Raw genomic sequence first — 16,587 nt, 5'->3', positions numbered from 1 at the left:
CTTCCCCTTACGAATCGGTCAAACCTCTAGAGGGTCCAGAGGCCGGGTACATATGCGGTTAATAATACGGATTGTGGTAACTCATTGTATCCGAATCAACACATTATCTAACGCGGGCACGAGTCTCAACGTTAACAGGAGGGTTTAATACACCCGTTAGTTACACCGCAAGTCCGTTGGTACCGAAAAATAGCCACGCAATAAGTTGCGAAAGAACGGACAAAAGCAGGAACAAAACAATGATGGAAACATCGAGCGCGATGCCGCCCAATTGCAGCGGCGGAATCACCTTTCGCAGCGCCTTGACCGGCGGATCAGTAACCACAAAAAGCACCTCGGCAACCATCATGAACCAGCGGGGCGGGTTGAATTGGCGCGAAAAAGACTGGATCATTTCAATGACGATGCGCGCCAACAAAACCCACGAGTAAAGACTCACGGCGACGAGGAGAATTGAACCTAAAGCACTCACAATGCCCGAGCCTATCGGAATCACCCCCGCCAGCGGTACTCCCCTGCCCTAAGGTTCGCCCTCGGCGTACAGAGACGGCACCGCGGCAGCCATACCGCCGCCGAGAATGACTCTCCGATAAGGCCCCACGATGAAAACGACGAAACCGCCCCATCGCCTTCCGCCTCCCTTAAGCCAACACGGAGGAGAATAACGATGAAGCGGTTAAAGCCTGACGTCTCTAACGCAGGTGTGCTGCTCGCTCCAGCTCCACGGTGGAGATATCAGCACCCTTCGGCACGATGGCAAAAACCTTGCGGCTGGTGTCCATGCCCTTGGTCAGGTTCTTCATGCGGCCTTCCAACGCGAAGCAGAGGCCAGCGGCAAAGTCCACGAAGCGCTTGGCAGAGCCGCGGTCGGCATCGGTGAGTTCAAAGACCACTGCGTCACCGTCACGGAAGGGGCCGCCAACCTTTGCTGCATCATCAAAGGAGACGAGGGAGAGAGCCACGATGGTCGGGACAAACTCCTCTTCCTGCTTCTCGTAGGAAGGCGCGTAGGTCGGAGCGTTGTAGCTGCGCTCGTCGGCGTAGTAGGCATCGTCGGCGTCCATGTCCATCGGGCCCAGCCCGAAGAACTCTTTAGTCCTATCAATCAGTGACATTCTGGGTCTCCCTCTGACCTAGTGTGTTCTGTTCATTTGCTGTCTTGTAATGCAGTTTTACAATGACAATTAACCTAGCGGGCGGGCTCCCATGATTCCGGTTCCGACACGCACGATATCCGTTCCAGATGCAATCGCTGCCTCCATGTCGGCGCTCATGCCGGCGGACATTTTCAGGTCTCGCCCAAGCTTGGCCGCCACCTCATCCGTCAATGCTCTCACCTGGGTGAAAACCTCCGCCGGTTCGCTTTCCAGCGGTGGAACCACCATGAACCCACACAGCTGTAGGTTCTCCAGATCTTCGACCAGATCCACCAGAGCAGGTACGTTCTCTAGCGGGCAGCCGCCACGCGCGGTATCACCGTCGGCGGATACCTGAATATAGACCGGAAGCGTGTCCTCTCGCTGGCCGCGTTCCTGGGCAAGAGCCACGCCGCGGTCGAGTGCTCTGGCGAGTTTTTCTGAGTCGAGCGAGTGAACACTATGCGCCCACCGGGCCACGTGGTTCGCTTTCTTGGTCTGTACCTGGCCGATCATGTGGAACCGCATCTCGGGCAAAGCCTCCGCCTTGGCGCGCGCTTCCTGCTCACGGTTTTCCGCCACATCCGTGATTCCCAGCTCAGCTAGCAGCGCGATGTCCTCGGCCGGGTGAAACTTCGTCACCGGCAGCAGCTGCGGGGCGGGGCGGCCAGCGGCCTCAGCGAAACGGTGAATAGCAGCGCGAGTGCTCTCCAAACCAGCCCTCAGCTCTTCACGGCGCGCAGTATCGTTGTTCGTCATTAATCCTCCAACCAAATCACGCCGGCTTGGCGTCCGGTGACGCCCTCGCGGCGATAAGAAAAGAAATCTGTGTCCTCAATCGTGCAGCGCGGGTCCGATTCGATAGCCGTAACCCCCATCTCCATCAATTGACGAATCAGCCCAGCGCGCACGTCGACGCCCCAGGTACCCGACGCCGTGCGGGTCTTGGAGCCGGGCAGATGCTTCTCGACGTCATCCGCCATCGCCTCCGGCACCTCATAGTTCCGCCCAGAAGCGGCCGGCCCCATGAGCACCTGAATCGAGGCGGGGCGGGCCCCTAACTCAACCATGGTATCGACGGTATTGCGGACGATTCCGTTGCGCGCGCCAAGGCGCCCGGCGTGGGCGGCGCCGATGACGCCCGCGGAGACGTCGACAAGCAGCACCGGCGTGCAGTCCGCCACGAGAACGCCCAGGCCCAAGCGCTTTTCGGTGGTTACCACGGCATCGGTGGCCGGCACGGGCTCCTCGACGCCGCGGCGCTCGGCCCCCACCACCGTCACGGTGTTGGTGTGGAGCTGTTCCATCCACACGATGTCCTCTAAGCCCGTGGCTCGGCGGAGCCGCTCGCGATTGGCGGCCACGGCGGCGGGGTCATCGCCAACGTGATCGCCGAGGTTAAAAGAGTCATAAGGCGACGACGACGCCCCGCCGGCACGGCTTGTGAAAACCATGCGGACGGGGCGTCGTGCTGCGTGTGCTTCCTCGTTTACTGGCATGCACTCCAGAGTAGCTGGCTGGAACTAGCGCATGAAGGATGGCACGTCGAGATCGTCATCGCCGTCATCGTCGAAGTCACGGCCACGACGCTCCGTGGGGCGCGAGAGACGGTACTCATCATCGCCGCCGCGGCGGTAGTCCTCACCGCGGAAGCGATCCGAGGTGGTAAATAGTCCGCTCGACGGGGCCGGCTCTGCCGGCTGCTCGCGCTCGTAGGAGTGACGCGGGGCGTACTCTTCACGCTCAATGCGCTGGGAGTCAGCGCGCTGCGGTTCGGCGCGGGTGTACTCCTCGCGCGGGGCCTCGGTGCGGGGCGCGGCGGGGCTCTCAGGCTGTGCCTCAGCGCGGTTCTCGAAGAGGGAACCCGGGCGTGCAGCCGGGGTAGCCTCCGCACCGTGCTGCTGCGTCTGGCCAGGCTGTGCCGGCTGGGAGGTCATGTTGGCCTGGGCATCGAAGCCGGTCGCAATGATGGTGACGCGGACTTCGTCACCGAGGTTGTCATCGATGATGGTGCCGAAGATGATGTTGGCGTCCTCGTCGGCGCGCTCCTCCACCATGGAGGCAGCGGCATTGACCTCGTGGAGGCCCAAATCGGAGCCACCGGCGATAGACAGCAGAACGCCCTTGGCACCCTCCATGGTCGACTCCAGCAGCGGGGAGTTAATGGCCTGCTCGGCGGCGTTGAGCGCGCGGTTATCGCCGCGGGCGAAGCCGATGCCCATGAGGGCGGAGCCGGCGTCGGACATGACGGAGCGAACGTCCGCAAAGTCGACGTTGATCATGCCCGGGATGGTGATCAGGTTGGTAATACCCTGCACACCGTTGTGCAGGACTTCATCGGCGGCGCGGAAGGCTTCGACGATGGACAGCTCCTCGCCGCCCAGCTGCATGAGGCGATCATTCGGGATAACGATGAGGGTATCGCAGACCTCGCGCAGCTCCTCAATGCCGGCCATGGCCTGGCGGGTGCGGCGCGCGCCCTCGAACTTGAACGGGCGGGTAACAACACCGACGGTCAGGGCACCCATCTTCTTCGCGATGGAGGCGACCACCGGAGCGGCGCCGGTACCGGTGCCGCCGCCCTCGCCAGCCGTAACAAAGACCATGTCGGAGCCCTGGAGGGCGTCTTCAATTTCGGTCTTGTGATCCTCCGCGGAGGTCTTGCCTACCTCAGGGTTAGCGCCGGCGCCGAGGCCGCGGGTGGCCTCGCGGCCGATGTCGAGCTTGGTATCCGCATCGGAGAAAATCAGCGCCTGGGAATCGGTGTTGATCGCCACGAACTGGACTCCCTTGAGCCCTTCTTCGATCATGCGGTTGACAGCGTTGACACCGCCGCCGCCGACGCCGACGACCTTGATGTCCGCGAGGTTGTTGCTAGATGAGATCATACGAGGGTCTCTTGCCTTTCGAATAAGGTTTTAATGTAAACGAGGAGGCGCCCCTTTTTCTGAGAGGCGGTTACATCCATCTTTAACGACAACGGGGTAATTTCGGCGCACATTTTGCCGCGTGTCGGTACCCTCAACCTCTACTTTAGGGTTGCTGACATGCGGTTTTCTTAACAGGCGTCCCACCCGCCCCACTCGCGACGCGCTTAGCGGCGAGTCACCAGCGACGGGTTAGAAATGTTCCAGGATTCGCCCTCGAGCTTGAGCACATCTTCGAAAGCAATGGCCTTGTTCGCGTTGTCCTCCGACGCACCCCAAAAGATGGTTTTGTCATCCTCCGTTCGGAAGGTCAGCGAATACCGGTCCTTGATCTCGAGGGTCGAGACCTTCTCCCGAATCGGCGCGGGGAGCGCAGCGACGGCGTCGACAGCCCCCTGCATCTCAGGCGAACCGGAGTCGGTGTGCCCTGTCAGCTCCACGGCTTCGGGTGGCGCTTCGTCCTCCACGAATTCCTTACCGTGGTTGTCCACCAAAATCGTCCTATCGCCCTGTCGCACATAAGCTACCGCCTCGTGCTCGACGAGCTCGATGTGGACGGTTGACGGGAAGGCCCGTGACACCGTCGCGCTCTCTACCCACGGCAGGGAGGCCACGCCGTGCGCGGCTTCGCGCGCATCCAACCGCGCCAAATTAGAGCCCTTCACGACGCCACTGGCCTGCTCGACCTCCTCTGCCGCGACGTGATCATTTCCCACGACCTCGAAGGATGTCACCTTCAGGATGGGAAAAAGCCACACCGCCGCGGCAGCAACCGCCACTACGAGAAGCACCGCGCCTAGCGCGAGCGCCCCAGTCTTTTTAGACATTCGGTTCCTTCGGTTCCTCCGCGCCGCTCGCATTCTCTAGCGCCGACAAAATTTCACCCGCCACGTAGGTAATCGTTCCCGCGCCGATAGTGAGGACGATATCTCCGGGCTGCGCCAGGGAAATGACGTCACCGGCAGCCTCAGAGAAATCCGGCTCGAAAATGACCGGCATGTCTTCGGGCATCTTGTCGGTGATAATGCGGGAGGTAATTCCTTCTACCGGCTTCTCGCGGGCGCCGTAGATGTCGAGGACGACGGCGGCGTCGGCAAGCGCCAAGGCCTGAGCAAACTCGGCGTCAAACTCCATGGTCCGGGAGTACAGGTGCGGCTGGAAGCAGGCGATCACGCGCGCACCCTCGCCCTCGGCGTCCGCCTTCGCGCGCGCCGCGGTGAGCACCGCAGACACCTCCGTGGGATGGTGGGCATAGTCATCGAAGACGCGGATCCCCTGGGCGCTGCCGCGGTACTCGAAGCGCCGGCGCACGCCCGTAAAGTCGGTCAAACCCGCGGCCAGTTCCGCCGGGTCCCCGCCAGCCAGCGCACCGGCCAGCAGGGCCGCCGCCGAGTTGAGCACCATGTGATGACCCGGGACATGCAGGTCATAGGACAGCTCCTGTGGCGCCTGACCCGGCAAGGTCAGGCGAACGCGGACGTGCGCGCCGGCGGCGGAGACGGTTTCTTCAAGGATCTCCGCTGCCAGCGGCACGGAAGAATCCGCGGCTACCTCGCTGCGCGTGCCGTAGCCCAGCACCTGGATCCCGCGCTGAGCCGCCCGCTCACCCGTGGCGGCCGCATGCTCATCCTCGAGGCACACGACGAGGTAGCCGCCCTCAACCACGCGGTCGGCGAAATCATCAAAGACCTGATAGTAGCTCTCTGCCGTGCCGAAATAGTCGAGGTGATCAGGCTCGATGTTGGTGATGACTGCCACGAAGGGGCTGTAGCGCAGGAGAGAGGCATCGGATTCGTCGGCTTCTGCCACGAAGGCGTCGCCAGTGCCGCCGTGCGCGTTGGTCCCAGCTCGGTTGAGTTGCCCGCCGATGGCGAAGGAAGGATCCATCCCCGCTTGCTGGAGCGCGGTGACCGCCATAGAGGTCGTCGAAGTCTTTCCGTGCGTGCCGGCGAACAGCACCTGACGGTGGTCTTCCATGAGCTCAGCCAGCAGGTCCGAGCGACGGATCACCGGAATCCCGGCTTCCCGTGCCGCCACCAGCTCCGGGTTGTCCTGCGGGATGGCGGCGAAGGAGGTGACGACCACCGTCGGCTTGTCCCCAGCCAGATCGAGGTTCTCAGCCGTGTGGCCGACGGCGACGTGCGCACCCATCGCGCGGAGGACGTCAACGGCCGTCGACTTCTTAACGTCCGAGCCGGTGACGACCGCGCCACGGCTAACCAGGATGCGCGCGAGGCCGGACATTCCGGAACCGCCGATGCCGACGAAGTGGACGCGGGACAGGTCCGTGGTGGCGGGGATATCAGTCATGGTGAAAATTTCCTTCTTTAATAAACCTGTACTGTGCGCCTAGCCGCGGGTATCGGCGGCGACGCGGTGCGCGATTCGGTCAGCGATCACCGCGGCGGCATCGCCGGCGGTGCTGGCATCGGCAGCGGCACGCATGGCCGAAAGGGCGTCGGGATGGTCAAGGATAGCGCGAACTTCGGCGACAAGGCGCCCCGGAGTAAGCTCCGCGTCCGGTATCTGGACCGCGGCTCCCGCTTCCACCAGAGCCCGGGAGTTCAACGCTTGCTCGCCGTTGCCGTGCGGCAGTGGCACATAGATAGCGGGCAGGCCGGCCGCAGACACCTCAGCCACGGTCATCGCGCCGGAGCGGCAGACCATCACATCAGCAACGGCAAGCGCGCCGGCCATGTCATCGATATAGGGCACGGCCGTGTAGTGCTCGTGCTCAGTCGGCACCGTGTTCTTTTTGCCGTAGGCATGCAGCACCTGGAAGTCTCGGCACAGGTCCTCGAGCGCTCCGGCGACGGCGGTGTTAATGCTCACCGCTCCCTGCGAACCGCCGGTAACCACGATGGTCGGGCGGCCTTCATCCAGGTTCCAGTTCTGGCGCGCAGCAGCGGCCTTCGTACCATCTGGGTCCTCGCCCAAGCCCAGGCGTACCGGAATGCCCAGGACCTCGCCCGGCATGCCAGATCCCTCTTGGGCATTGATTCCCGTGCCGCCAAGACGCACGCCCAGCTTATTAGCCATACCGGCCAAAGCATTCGTCTCGAGAACGAAGAACGGAATGCCCAAGGACTTCGCCGCCAGGTAAGCCGGCGCCGCAACGTAACCACCGGTGCCAAACACAGCGTTGGCCCCGACGTCCTTAAGCACCGCGCGAGTTTCCCGAACGGACTTGAAAATCCGCCAAGGCAGCTTCACCGCGTCAATGTTGATCTTTCGCGGAACAGGGACCGGAGTGATCATGCGGAGATCGACACCGCGCGCCGGCACGATGTCGCTTTCCAGACCCCGCGGCGTACCCAAGGCGGTGACCCGCGCCCCGTGGCGTTGGCGTAGCTCCTCCCCTACCGCAAGCGCGGGCTCAATGTGTCCGGCGGTGCCGCCACCTGCGATGACGACGGAAATCGGCGTGTCATTCATGCACTACACGCTACCAGCGCCGCACTGCGCTACCGGCGCTCGCCGCGCCGATACTCCCGCCGCCCCTCCGCGCGCGGCGCCTGCGACCGCTGAGAGCGCCCCGTCACCGCGCGCCCGAAACGTTCCTCACGGCTGCGCTCCACGTGGCGTTGGGAGCGCTCGCGGTGTGGGCGCTGGGAACGCCGAGCATCTGCGCGCTCGCGCGGGGCACGGTGCGCCCCGCCGCGCCGCTCATTGGGCGGGGTCGGCTCTGGAATGAAGAAGATACGGTCGAAGAGCGGGCGTCCAAAGTTCTGCATCGCGGACACCTGCAGCGGCTCATGGCGCGCCACATTGCACAACAGGCCCATCGAGCCAATGGTGATGACCGCAGCCGTACCACCCGCAGAAATCATCGGGAGCTGAATACCCGTCACCGGCAGCACACCGATGACGTAGCCGATGTTGATGAAGGCCTGCACGACAACACCCACCGACAGCGTGGCGGCCAGCAAGGACTGGAACTGGTCCTGCGCGCGGGTTGCGGTACGCAACCCAAAGTAGCCCAGCACGGCGAAAAGCACGATGACGAGCGCACCGCCCCAGAGGCCTAGCTCCTCACCGATGATGGCGAAGACGAAGTCGTTCTTCGCCTCTGGGAGGTAAAACCACTTGGCGCGTGATTGGCCGAGGCCAACGCCCCAGAAGCCGCCGTCGGCAAGCGAAAGAAAGCCCTGGTAAGCCTGGAAACCGGTACCTTGTGTGTCCTCAATATTGCCGCGCAGCGCATCGAAGTAGGTGTGGAAACGGTGCGAACGGAAACCACCGGCCAGGAAAACGGTGATCATGCCGATGGCACCAAAGACGCCGACGACGACGGGCACACGCCAGTTCACGCCGGCGAATACCAGGGTGAAGACCACGATAAGGGCGAAGGATACGCCCATGCCCAAGTCACCTTGGGCCACGATGAGCACGAACATGATGCCGGCGATGATGGAATACATCATGAACGGATCAGTCAAGCGCATCGAACGGTGTGTTTTATCCGCCAGCGCCGAGGCGCCATACATCCCCACGGCGACACGAGCGAACTCAGAGGGCTGGAAGGCCACACCGCCTGGCAACATGATCCACGACTGTGAACCGACCTCCGCGCGGCCGGTACCGATACCGGGCACAAGCACGAGGATAAGCAGCAGGATGGATAGCCCCAAGAACCACGGTACGAGCGCCCGCAACGTGCGCGGCGATATGCGCAGGCCGATCCAGAACACGATGAGGCCGGCGGCGACCAATACGCACTGGCGCAAGGCTGCCGACCACGGGCTATCGGTCTCCGACAGGGACGTCGCCATCGACGAAGAGAAGGCCATGAGCACGCCGATGCCGATGAGGGAGAAGATCGCGATGCGCAGCATCAGGTAGTCAAACCCCGGGTAGGCGCGCAGGCGCTCGCGGAGATCACGCAGGCGGTGGCCCAGCGTGCGGTGTGGCTTCTGGGTGCTGGTGGCAGTCACGGCTTCTGGGTGCTCCTAGCTAGCGGGCGAGGCGGCGGGCAGCGGCGGCAAACATGTCGCCGCGTTGGCTCATTCCGGTGTACATGTCCAACGATGCCGCAGCGGGCGCCAAAAGTACGGTATCGCCGGCTTCGGCGTGTTGCACGGCGGCGCTCACGGCTTGGTCCATAGCGATTTGCGGGTCATGACTGTCCACGATGACGAGAGGCACGTGGGGTGCCACCTTGACGAGGGCCTGGGCCAGCACGTGCTTGTCGACGCCCACCAGAACCGCCGCCTTCAGACGCGCCGCGTGGGTACGCAGGAGGTCCGAGACATCTGCGCCTTTGAGCTGACCGCCGGCGACCCACACCACGGAGTCAAGACCACGCATGGCCACCTCCGCGGCGTGCGGATTCGTCGCCTTGGAATTGTCGATGTAGGTCACGCCACCATGACGGTGGACAACCTCACCGCGGTGCCCGGCCACCACGTAGGCGTCGAGGCCCTCTGCGATGGACTCAGGCTGAGCGCCGGCAAGCGCGGCAACCGCTGTGGCGGCAGCGGCATCCAGCACCCCGGCAAGACCTGCGGGCTGGATGGTGGTGACATCCTCCACCACGGCCGCGTGCAGTCCGGCGACCTCATTGACCACGAGGCTGCCGGCGCTCACGCCGACTTCGCCCGGGGCGGGCTCGGCGTGGGTAAAGGCGGTGGCGCTGGATAGAGAGGCGGCAAGCGCTCGAACGTGCTCGTCGTCCTTTCCATAAACGGCGTGCGTGCCGCGCAAGATCTTCGCCTTATCCGCCGCGTAAGCCTCGAAGGAGCCGTGCCAATCGAGGTGGTCATCGGCGAGGTTGAGCAGCGCTCCCACATCCGGGCGCAGCTGGGAGGACCAGTGCAGCTGGAACGAGGACAGTTCCGCGACGAGGATATCCACGCGGGGATCGGCGGCCAAGGCATCAAAAGACGAGACCCCGATATTTCCTACGGCCTGCGCGCGCTGGCCGGATCGCTGCTCGTCAGCGGCCATGATGGCAGCGAGCATCCCCGTCGTTGTGGTCTTGCCGTTGGTACCTGTGATCGCGAGCCAGCGGCGGGAGGGCCCAAATACCTCTGCCTGGTCAAGGCGGTAGGCCAGCTCCACGTCACCGATGACCTCAAGGCCGCGGGAAGCTGCGGCGGCGAGCAACGGCGAATCCGGGCGCCACCCCGGCGAGGTCACGACGAGGGAGTATTCCGACAGGTCTACCGCTGCTGTATCCACGGTGGCAACGTCGAGCTCGGCGGCGAGGCGAGCGCGGGATTCCTGGTTTCCATCAGCCACCGTGACGTCCACGCCTAGGTGGTCCAGGACCGCAGCACAGCCGCGGCCGGAAACGCCGGCACCGGCGATGAGGACCCTGCCAGAGAGGAAGTCGGGGCGCGTCATGCGCCGACACCTATGCCTGTGGAGGTCAGCCATTCACCGTAGAAGATGGCCACGCCGGCCATCGCCGCCATCGCGGCCAGCAACCAGAAACGGACAACCACAGCAGTCTCCGCCCAACCGCCGTTTTCAAAGTGGTGATGGATCGGGGCCATACGGAAGAAGCGCTTGCCGGTGGAATGGAAGACCACGATCTGAATGACAACGGACACCGTCTCGATAACGAACAGGGCGCCGATAATCACCATGAGAAGCTCGGTACGGCTGGTGACCGAAATGCCGGCAACCAATCCGCCGAGCGCCAGGGAGCCGGTGTCTCCCATGAAGATCTTGGCGGGCGCGGCATTCCACCATAAAAAGCCGAGGCAGGCACCGAGGCCCGCCGCCGCGAGCACGGCGAGATCGAGGGGATCGCGCACCTGGTAGCAGCCGGCCGCAAAGTTGGTGGCGCAAGAATAGCGGAACTGCCAGAAAGTCATCAACGAGTAGGAGCCCATGACAATCGCCGTCACTCCTGCGGCAAGGCCGTCGAGGCCGTCGGTGAGGTTGACCGCGTTCGACCACGCCGCAATGAGGAAGTACATGAAGATTAAGAACACGATGGTTCCGATCACAGCGCCGCCAACCGCAAAGTCGAAAGTTTTCAAATCGCGGATGAACGATAGCTTGGTGGAGCCAGGAGTCAGGCCCGCATCATTGGGGAAACGCAGCACAAGAAAGCCAAAGAGGAGGGCCAGTACCAGCTGGCTGACTAGCTTCGCGGTCTTGTTGAGACCTAGGTTGCGCTTCCGGAAGAGTTTGATGAAGTCATCCGCAAAGCCCACCGCGCCCAAGCCCAGCGTCAGTCCGAGGACGAGCAGACCCGAAGCAGTAAACCCCCCGTGGCCCGTCAGCATGCCATAAAAACCAACCACGAGATAAGCCACCAAGATACCGGCCAGAATAGCCAGGCCGCCCATCGTCGGCGTACCCCGCTTCCGCAGGTGGGACTTGGGTCCGTCCTCGCGGATCTCTTGACCGCGACCGGAGTCGGAAAAGTATCGGATGAGAACCGGGGTGGTAAAGATCGCCACGAGGAAGCTAACCGCACCAGCGATGATGATCTGAGTCACGAGCTTGAAGTCCTTTCTAGCGGCTAGCTGTGGTTCAGCTGTTCCGCGACCAACCAGAGGCGCTGGGCATTGGAGGCCTTAATCAAGACCACGTCCTTAACGCTACGGCTAGCCCAATCATCGACCCCTGCCGGGGCCGCGCGCAGAATGCCGTCGACCGCCCGAGCGGCAGCCGCGGCATCGGCGCACACCATTGTATTTATACCTTGCTGTGCAGCCGCCTCAGTCATTGCCCGGCAGTTGGGGTTCTCCCCCACCGCGACGAGGTGCTCGACGTGGTATTTGGCCAATATTTCCCCGAGCTGGCGGTGCGATTGTTCGGCATCGCTGCCAAGCTCTCCCATCTCACCAAGCACCGCGATGGAGCGGGCATCGGGGCGTGCTGCTGCGGTATAGGCCAAGGCGGCAATCGCCGCGCGCATCGAATCCGGGTTGGCGTTGTAGGAATCATCAATGATGGTGACGCCATCGCGGCGCGTGCGCACGTCCATGCGGTGCTCGGAGGCTAGGCGGTGCCCAGACAGCGCAGCCGCTACCGTGGCTACCGATACCCCCAGCTCGATGGCTGCCGCTGCCGCGGCCAGTGCATTAGACACCTGGTGGGAACCAAATACCTGCAGCTTCACTTCGACTGGCTCAGCGTTGGGGCTGTGGAGGACAAAGGAGGGGCGGGCCACGTCATCGAGCTCGATGTTGGTGGCATAGTACTGTGCCGCCGGTGCGCCGCCGCGGCGGTTATCCGTGGAGTAGTACACCACCTTGGCCCCCGTGCGTGTCGCCATTGCGGCGACGAAAGGATCGTCGGCGTTGAGGACGGCCACACCGCCCGCTTCCGCGCTCGGCAGTGCTTCCACCAACTCTCCCTTGGCCTGCGCGATATTCTCGCGCGAGCCAAATTCGCCGAGGTGCGCGGAGCCGACGTTGAGGACCACGCCGACGCGCGGCGCGGTGATTTGGGTGAGGTGGCGGATGTGTCCGATACCGCGGGCCGACATCTCCGCCACGAGGTAGCGCGAGTGCTCATCACAGCGCAGAGCCGTATACGGAAGCCCAATTTCATTGTTGAAGGAGCCGGGCGGGGCGACGGTCTCCCCCACCTCGCGGAAGATGGTGGCGATGAGGTCCTTGGTCGAGGTCTTGCCCGCCGATCCCGTCACTCCCACGATGGTCAAATCCTGCTCTGTCGCCAGCCGCTGCGTTACTGCGCGGGCCAGCGCGGACAACGCCTCGACGACAGCGGCGGCGGAGCCATCGACATCGTTGGCATAGATATCGGCGTTGGCTCCGTCACCTTCTACGCGTCCGCGCGGCTCCACGACGATGGCGGGTACACCCATCGGCCGGGCAGCCAAGACGGCGACGGCTCCCTTCTCCACCGCGGTGTGGGCGTAATCGTGGCCATCGACGCGGGCTCCGGGCAGTGCCACAAAGAGTCCACCCGGAGTGACCTTGCGAGAATCGAACTCAACAAAGCCGGTCACTGGGGTCTCTGGCTCGTCGACGCTATCCAGGCGGCCGCCCGTGATCTGAGCTATCTCAGCGAGGCTTAACGCAATCATGCTTGCTCCTTGGATTCTTCGGTACTCAGGGTAGTCGCTGTCATCGCGGCATCAAGTGCACGCGCCATCTCCTCGCGGTCGTCGAAGTGGTGGACGGTATCACCAATCAGCTGTCCTACTTCGTGGCCCTTGCCGACGACGATGACGGCATCGCCCGGCTGTGCCCACGCCACGACCTCGTCGATGGCTTTGGCACGGGAGCCGACCTCCCGGATATCGGCCTCCGGGTTCGCTTCGCGCGCTCCCGCGAGCACTGCCGCGCGGATAGCTGCTGGGTCCTCGGTGCGGGGGTTGTCATCGGTGATCACGACCATATCGGCGCCCTTCGCGGCGGCCGCCCCCATGAGCGGGCGCTTGGAAGAGTCGCGGTCACCTCCCGCGCCGACGACAATGCCGATCCGGCCGCTGCTGCCTTCGAGCTGCGCACGCAGGGTATCGAGGACCGCGGCGACCGCAGCTGGCTTGTGCGCATAATCGACCACGGCGACAAACTGCTGGCCGCGGTCGATGCGTTCCATGCGGCCCGGGACCGCTACCTTTTCTACGCCTTCCAAGAAGACGCGCGGCTCGATGCCACTGGCTGCGGCCATGCCGGTGGCCAAGGCCGCATTGGCGATGTTGAAAGTGCCCGGCATGGGCAGCCGGAATTCATAGGAACCAGCGTGCTCTCCGGTGGACACCATCAGCTCCACCTGCTGTGCGCCGGTGGCCTCGGTGCTGAGTTGGCGGGCGGTGATGTCCGTCTCGGTCGCCTCCGCGCTCGTGGACACTGTCATGACCGGACGCGCCGCGGCGCGCTGCGCCATGCGTCGCCCCCACTCGTCGTCGATGCAGACAACGGAGCGGTCGGCGGCCTGGGGACCGTCGAAAAGCATGGCCTTCGCCTCGAAGTAATCCTCCATCGTTGGGTGGAAGTCGAGGTGGTCCTGGCTCAAGTTAGTGAATCCGCCGACGGCAAAGCGCGTTCCCTGAACGCGGCCCAGGGAAAGCGCGTGGGAGGACACCTCCATGACCACGTGCGTTACCCCTTCGTCCACCATGCGGGCGAAGAGCTCTTGCAACGTCGGGGCCTCGGGGGTCGTCAGCGAGGTAGGCACCGGCTCTCGGTTAATGCGAGTGCCCGTGGTACCGATAAGTCCCACCGACAAGCCCGCGTGCAAAAGCCCCGCTTCCAGCAGGTAGCTCGTCGTAGTTTTACCGGACGTACCCGTCACGCCGAGAATGGTGAGCTTTTCAGTGGGGTGCCCATAGATCTCCGCGGAAACGTGTCCGAGGATGGCGCGGATATCCTCGACCACGAGAAGTGGGCGTGTTTCTCCCGCTTCGGCAAGGATGCGTTGGCCTTCCGGGTCGGTCAGAATCGCGGCTGCTGCGGTGTCTGCGGCATACCGTGCGCCATGAACGCGCGTTCCCGGAAGCGCAGCGAAGAGACCGCCAGGTGGCAGGGTCGCAGAGTTTAGTCCGCAGGAGCCCACGGTGGTCGAGGCATCCCCGATCACGGTGCCCGAAGAAATTTCTGCTAAGCGCTCAAGGCTGATGCTGCTGGTCACGGTGCGTCCTCTTCTCTATTTCTGTAGGTTATTCGCGGCCGGAGCTATCTATTCGGCACGCAAGGTCAGGTGCGGTGCTGGCGGCGAAGGCGGAATATTGTCACGATCAAGCAGCCAGGATGCGATATCACTGAACACAGGCGCTGCAGACTGGCCGCCGGAGCCATCGTCGTTGACACCGGATTCGGGCTCGTCCAGCATGACGGCGACGACAAAGCGAGGATCGTCGGCAGGCGCGATGCCCGCGAACGTGATCCAGTACTTGGAGTTCGAGTATGCCCCCGTCTCCTCGTCGACCTTTTGCGCGGTACCAGTCTTGCCGGAGAGCTGATAGCCCTCGATCTGCGCGTTGCCGGCTGTACCGTTGTTCAGCCCCTGCGGATCCTCCTGGAAGACCGCACGGAACATGTCCACGACAGTGCGCGCTGTTTCGGGACTGACCACGCGGGTGGTCTCGGGCTTCTCTAGTTCTTCCTTAGTCCCGTCAGGCGCGGTGATCGAATCAATGATGCGCGGCTCAATGCGCTCACCGTCGTTGGCCAGGGTCTGATAGATGGAGGCCAACTGCAGTGCTGTCCATGCCTGGCCTTGGCCGATGGGCAGGTTGGCAAAGGTGCCACCGGACCACTGCGAACGATCGGGCACCAGGCCCGGTGACTCGTTGGGCAGCTCGATTCCGGAGGTCTGGCCGAGACCGAACTTCTTGAGGTAGTCGGCGTATTTGTCTTGGCCGAGGCGGTCGGCCAACATCAGCGTTCCCACATTCGACGACTTACCAAAAATACCCGTCGTGGTATAAGGCTCGACGCCGTGCTGCCAGGCATCGCTGACGCTCACGCCAGCCATGTCGATGGAGCCGGGAACCTGCAGGACCTCGTCGGGGTTGGTGAGGCCCTCCTCAATGGTTGCCGCGGCGGTGATGATCTTTGCCACCGAACCCGGCTCAAAGGGGTGGGAGACGGCGAGGTTGTCGAAGGTCTTATCCTTCTCCAGCTGCTTTTCGATGTCCTTGTTCGGGTCGATGGTGCCGGTATTCGCCATAGCCAGAACCTGACCCGTGGCGGCGTCCAGAACGACTGCCTCGGCGCTCTTTGCCTTCGAATTAGCCTTGGCCTTTTCCAGCTTCTGCTGAACGTAGGTCTGCAGATCCAGATCGAGCGTCAACGTGACGTTCTTGCCGTCGGTGGTGGGCACCTGATCGCGAAGGGTACCGGGAATGACCTGACCGCTGGCTGAAACGTCTTCGGTGGAGCTGCCGTCAATACCCGTCAGTGTGGTATCGCCGGAGGCCTCAAAGCCGAACTGGCCTTGGCCGTCCATGGACACCTTGCCGATGACGTTCTCTGCGATAGCACCATTGGGGTACTGGCGGATCTGCTGCTCATCAGCGGCGAGACCGTGGTAGTCCTCGGAGATGGCCACCGCGACATCCGGATCGACGTTGCGCACGAGTACCTCATATTGAGTATCGGCACGGAGCTTGTCCATGATTTGCTCCGAATCCACGTCCCCGGCATCGATGCCGGCTTCCTTCAGCTTGTTCGGGATGCCCTCCGACATGTCAGTGAGCCGCTCTGTCACCTTGTCGTCGAGGAAAGCCTCTTTGGCATCGGGTGCCAACGACTCAAAGTGAGCCTCGCCGGCGGCCTTTTGCTCCTCCTGTTCACGGAGCTCATCTCGCAGGCGCGTAGGTGACACGGTCAAGGATCGGGCGCGCATCGTGTAGGCCAACCGCTGGCCGTCGCGCGCGAGGATCTCGCCGCGCCCGGCCGTGTCGACATAGACGCGGGTTCTCTGCGCAGCGGCCTTCGCCGCCAAGTCAGGTCCCCACACGATCTGGACCCACGCGAGGCGCCCCATCCACGCCAGCATCACTACGAGCAGCAAAGCCGCGATGACGTGCACGCGACGGCGCATCGTTTTCTGCTGGCTCATGAAGGGCTTGCCGGTGCGCGGGTTCC

Annotated in this window: 14 protein-coding genes; all 14 read right to left on the bottom strand. The window is 63.4% G+C overall.

Annotated elements, in window-relative coordinates; translation table 11 throughout:
- Nucleotides 1–160: 160 nt before the first annotated feature.
- The 14 genes from FME68_RS03540 to FME68_RS03475 all read right to left on the bottom strand — a co-directional run bounded on the left by FME68_RS03540 (nucleotide 161) and on the right by FME68_RS03475 (nucleotide 16,543).
- Nucleotides 161–472: a YggT family protein gene (locus FME68_RS03540; RefSeq protein WP_046647976.1), complete on the bottom strand. Its 312-nt coding sequence runs from the start codon at nucleotides 470–472 to the stop codon at nucleotides 161–163.
- A gap of 220 nt (nucleotides 473–692) precedes the next feature.
- Nucleotides 693–1,115 carry a cell division protein SepF gene (locus FME68_RS03535; protein WP_158396068.1) on the bottom strand — a complete coding sequence of 141 codons (423 nt, stop codon included), beginning with the start codon at nucleotides 1,113–1,115 and terminating at the stop codon, nucleotides 693–695.
- Between the two features lie 69 nt (nucleotides 1,116–1,184).
- The gene (locus FME68_RS03530) at nucleotides 1,185–1,895 is read right to left on the bottom strand and encodes a YggS family pyridoxal phosphate-dependent enzyme (protein ID WP_070546851.1); all 711 of its coding nucleotides are present in this window, start codon (nucleotides 1,893–1,895) and stop codon (nucleotides 1,185–1,187) included.
- Complete coding sequence (gene pgeF, locus FME68_RS03525; RefSeq protein WP_049155266.1) at nucleotides 1,895–2,635, bottom strand: peptidoglycan editing factor PgeF; 741 nt, start codon at nucleotides 2,633–2,635, stop codon at nucleotides 1,895–1,897. Before pgeF ends, FME68_RS03530 begins: the two co-directional genes overlap by 1 nt.
- A 24-nt stretch (nucleotides 2,636–2,659) precedes the next feature.
- Nucleotides 2,660–4,024 (bottom strand): cell division protein FtsZ, encoded by a 1,365-nt coding sequence (gene ftsZ / locus FME68_RS03520; protein WP_046647972.1) that lies wholly within the window; start codon nucleotides 4,022–4,024, stop codon nucleotides 2,660–2,662.
- 206 nt (nucleotides 4,025–4,230) lie between these two features.
- Nucleotides 4,231–4,890, bottom strand: a complete 660-nt coding sequence (locus FME68_RS03515) for a cell division protein FtsQ/DivIB (RefSeq protein ID WP_158396066.1) — start codon at nucleotides 4,888–4,890, stop codon at nucleotides 4,231–4,233.
- Nucleotides 4,883–6,373 (bottom strand): UDP-N-acetylmuramate--L-alanine ligase, encoded by a 1,491-nt coding sequence (gene murC, locus FME68_RS03510; protein WP_158396064.1) that lies wholly within the window; start codon nucleotides 6,371–6,373, stop codon nucleotides 4,883–4,885. Before murC ends, FME68_RS03515 begins: the two co-directional genes overlap by 8 nt.
- A gap of 39 nt (nucleotides 6,374–6,412) precedes the next feature.
- Nucleotides 6,413–7,498: an undecaprenyldiphospho-muramoylpentapeptide beta-N-acetylglucosaminyltransferase gene (murG, locus tag FME68_RS03505; protein WP_158396062.1), complete on the bottom strand. Its 1,086-nt coding sequence runs from the start codon at nucleotides 7,496–7,498 to the stop codon at nucleotides 6,413–6,415.
- 29 nt (nucleotides 7,499–7,527) lie between these two features.
- Nucleotides 7,528–8,997 carry an FtsW/RodA/SpoVE family cell cycle protein gene (locus FME68_RS03500; protein WP_070515752.1) on the bottom strand — a complete coding sequence of 490 codons (1,470 nt, stop codon included), beginning with the start codon at nucleotides 8,995–8,997 and terminating at the stop codon, nucleotides 7,528–7,530.
- Nucleotides 8,998–9,016: 19 nt separating this feature from the next.
- Entirely contained in the window at nucleotides 9,017–10,408 is a 1,392-nt protein-coding gene (murD, locus tag FME68_RS03495; protein WP_158396060.1) for a UDP-N-acetylmuramoyl-L-alanine--D-glutamate ligase, read from the bottom strand.
- A complete protein-coding gene (mraY, locus tag FME68_RS03490) occupies nucleotides 10,405–11,517 on the bottom strand; it encodes a phospho-N-acetylmuramoyl-pentapeptide-transferase (protein WP_046647967.1) in 1,113 nt (370 codons plus the stop codon). The genes murD and mraY overlap by 4 nt, the downstream gene beginning before the upstream one ends.
- A 23-nt stretch (nucleotides 11,518–11,540) precedes the next feature.
- Complete coding sequence (locus FME68_RS03485; RefSeq protein ID WP_158396056.1) at nucleotides 11,541–13,076, bottom strand: UDP-N-acetylmuramoyl-tripeptide--D-alanyl-D-alanine ligase; 1,536 nt, start codon at nucleotides 13,074–13,076, stop codon at nucleotides 11,541–11,543.
- A complete protein-coding gene (locus FME68_RS03480) occupies nucleotides 13,073–14,626 on the bottom strand; it encodes a UDP-N-acetylmuramoyl-L-alanyl-D-glutamate--2,6-diaminopimelate ligase (protein WP_328287701.1) in 1,554 nt (517 codons plus the stop codon). Before FME68_RS03480 ends, FME68_RS03485 begins: the two co-directional genes overlap by 4 nt.
- A 48-nt stretch (nucleotides 14,627–14,674) precedes the next feature.
- Nucleotides 14,675–16,543 carry a peptidoglycan D,D-transpeptidase FtsI family protein gene (locus tag FME68_RS03475; RefSeq protein WP_046648127.1) on the bottom strand — a complete coding sequence of 623 codons (1,869 nt, stop codon included), beginning with the start codon at nucleotides 16,541–16,543 and terminating at the stop codon, nucleotides 14,675–14,677.
- Nucleotides 16,544–16,587 lie beyond the last annotated feature (44 nt).

This window comes from Corynebacterium hiratae (assembly GCF_009708045.1).
GTDB lineage: Bacteria > Actinomycetota > Actinomycetes > Mycobacteriales > Mycobacteriaceae > Corynebacterium > Corynebacterium hiratae.
This window is presented reverse-complemented; position numbering and strand designations above follow the sequence as displayed.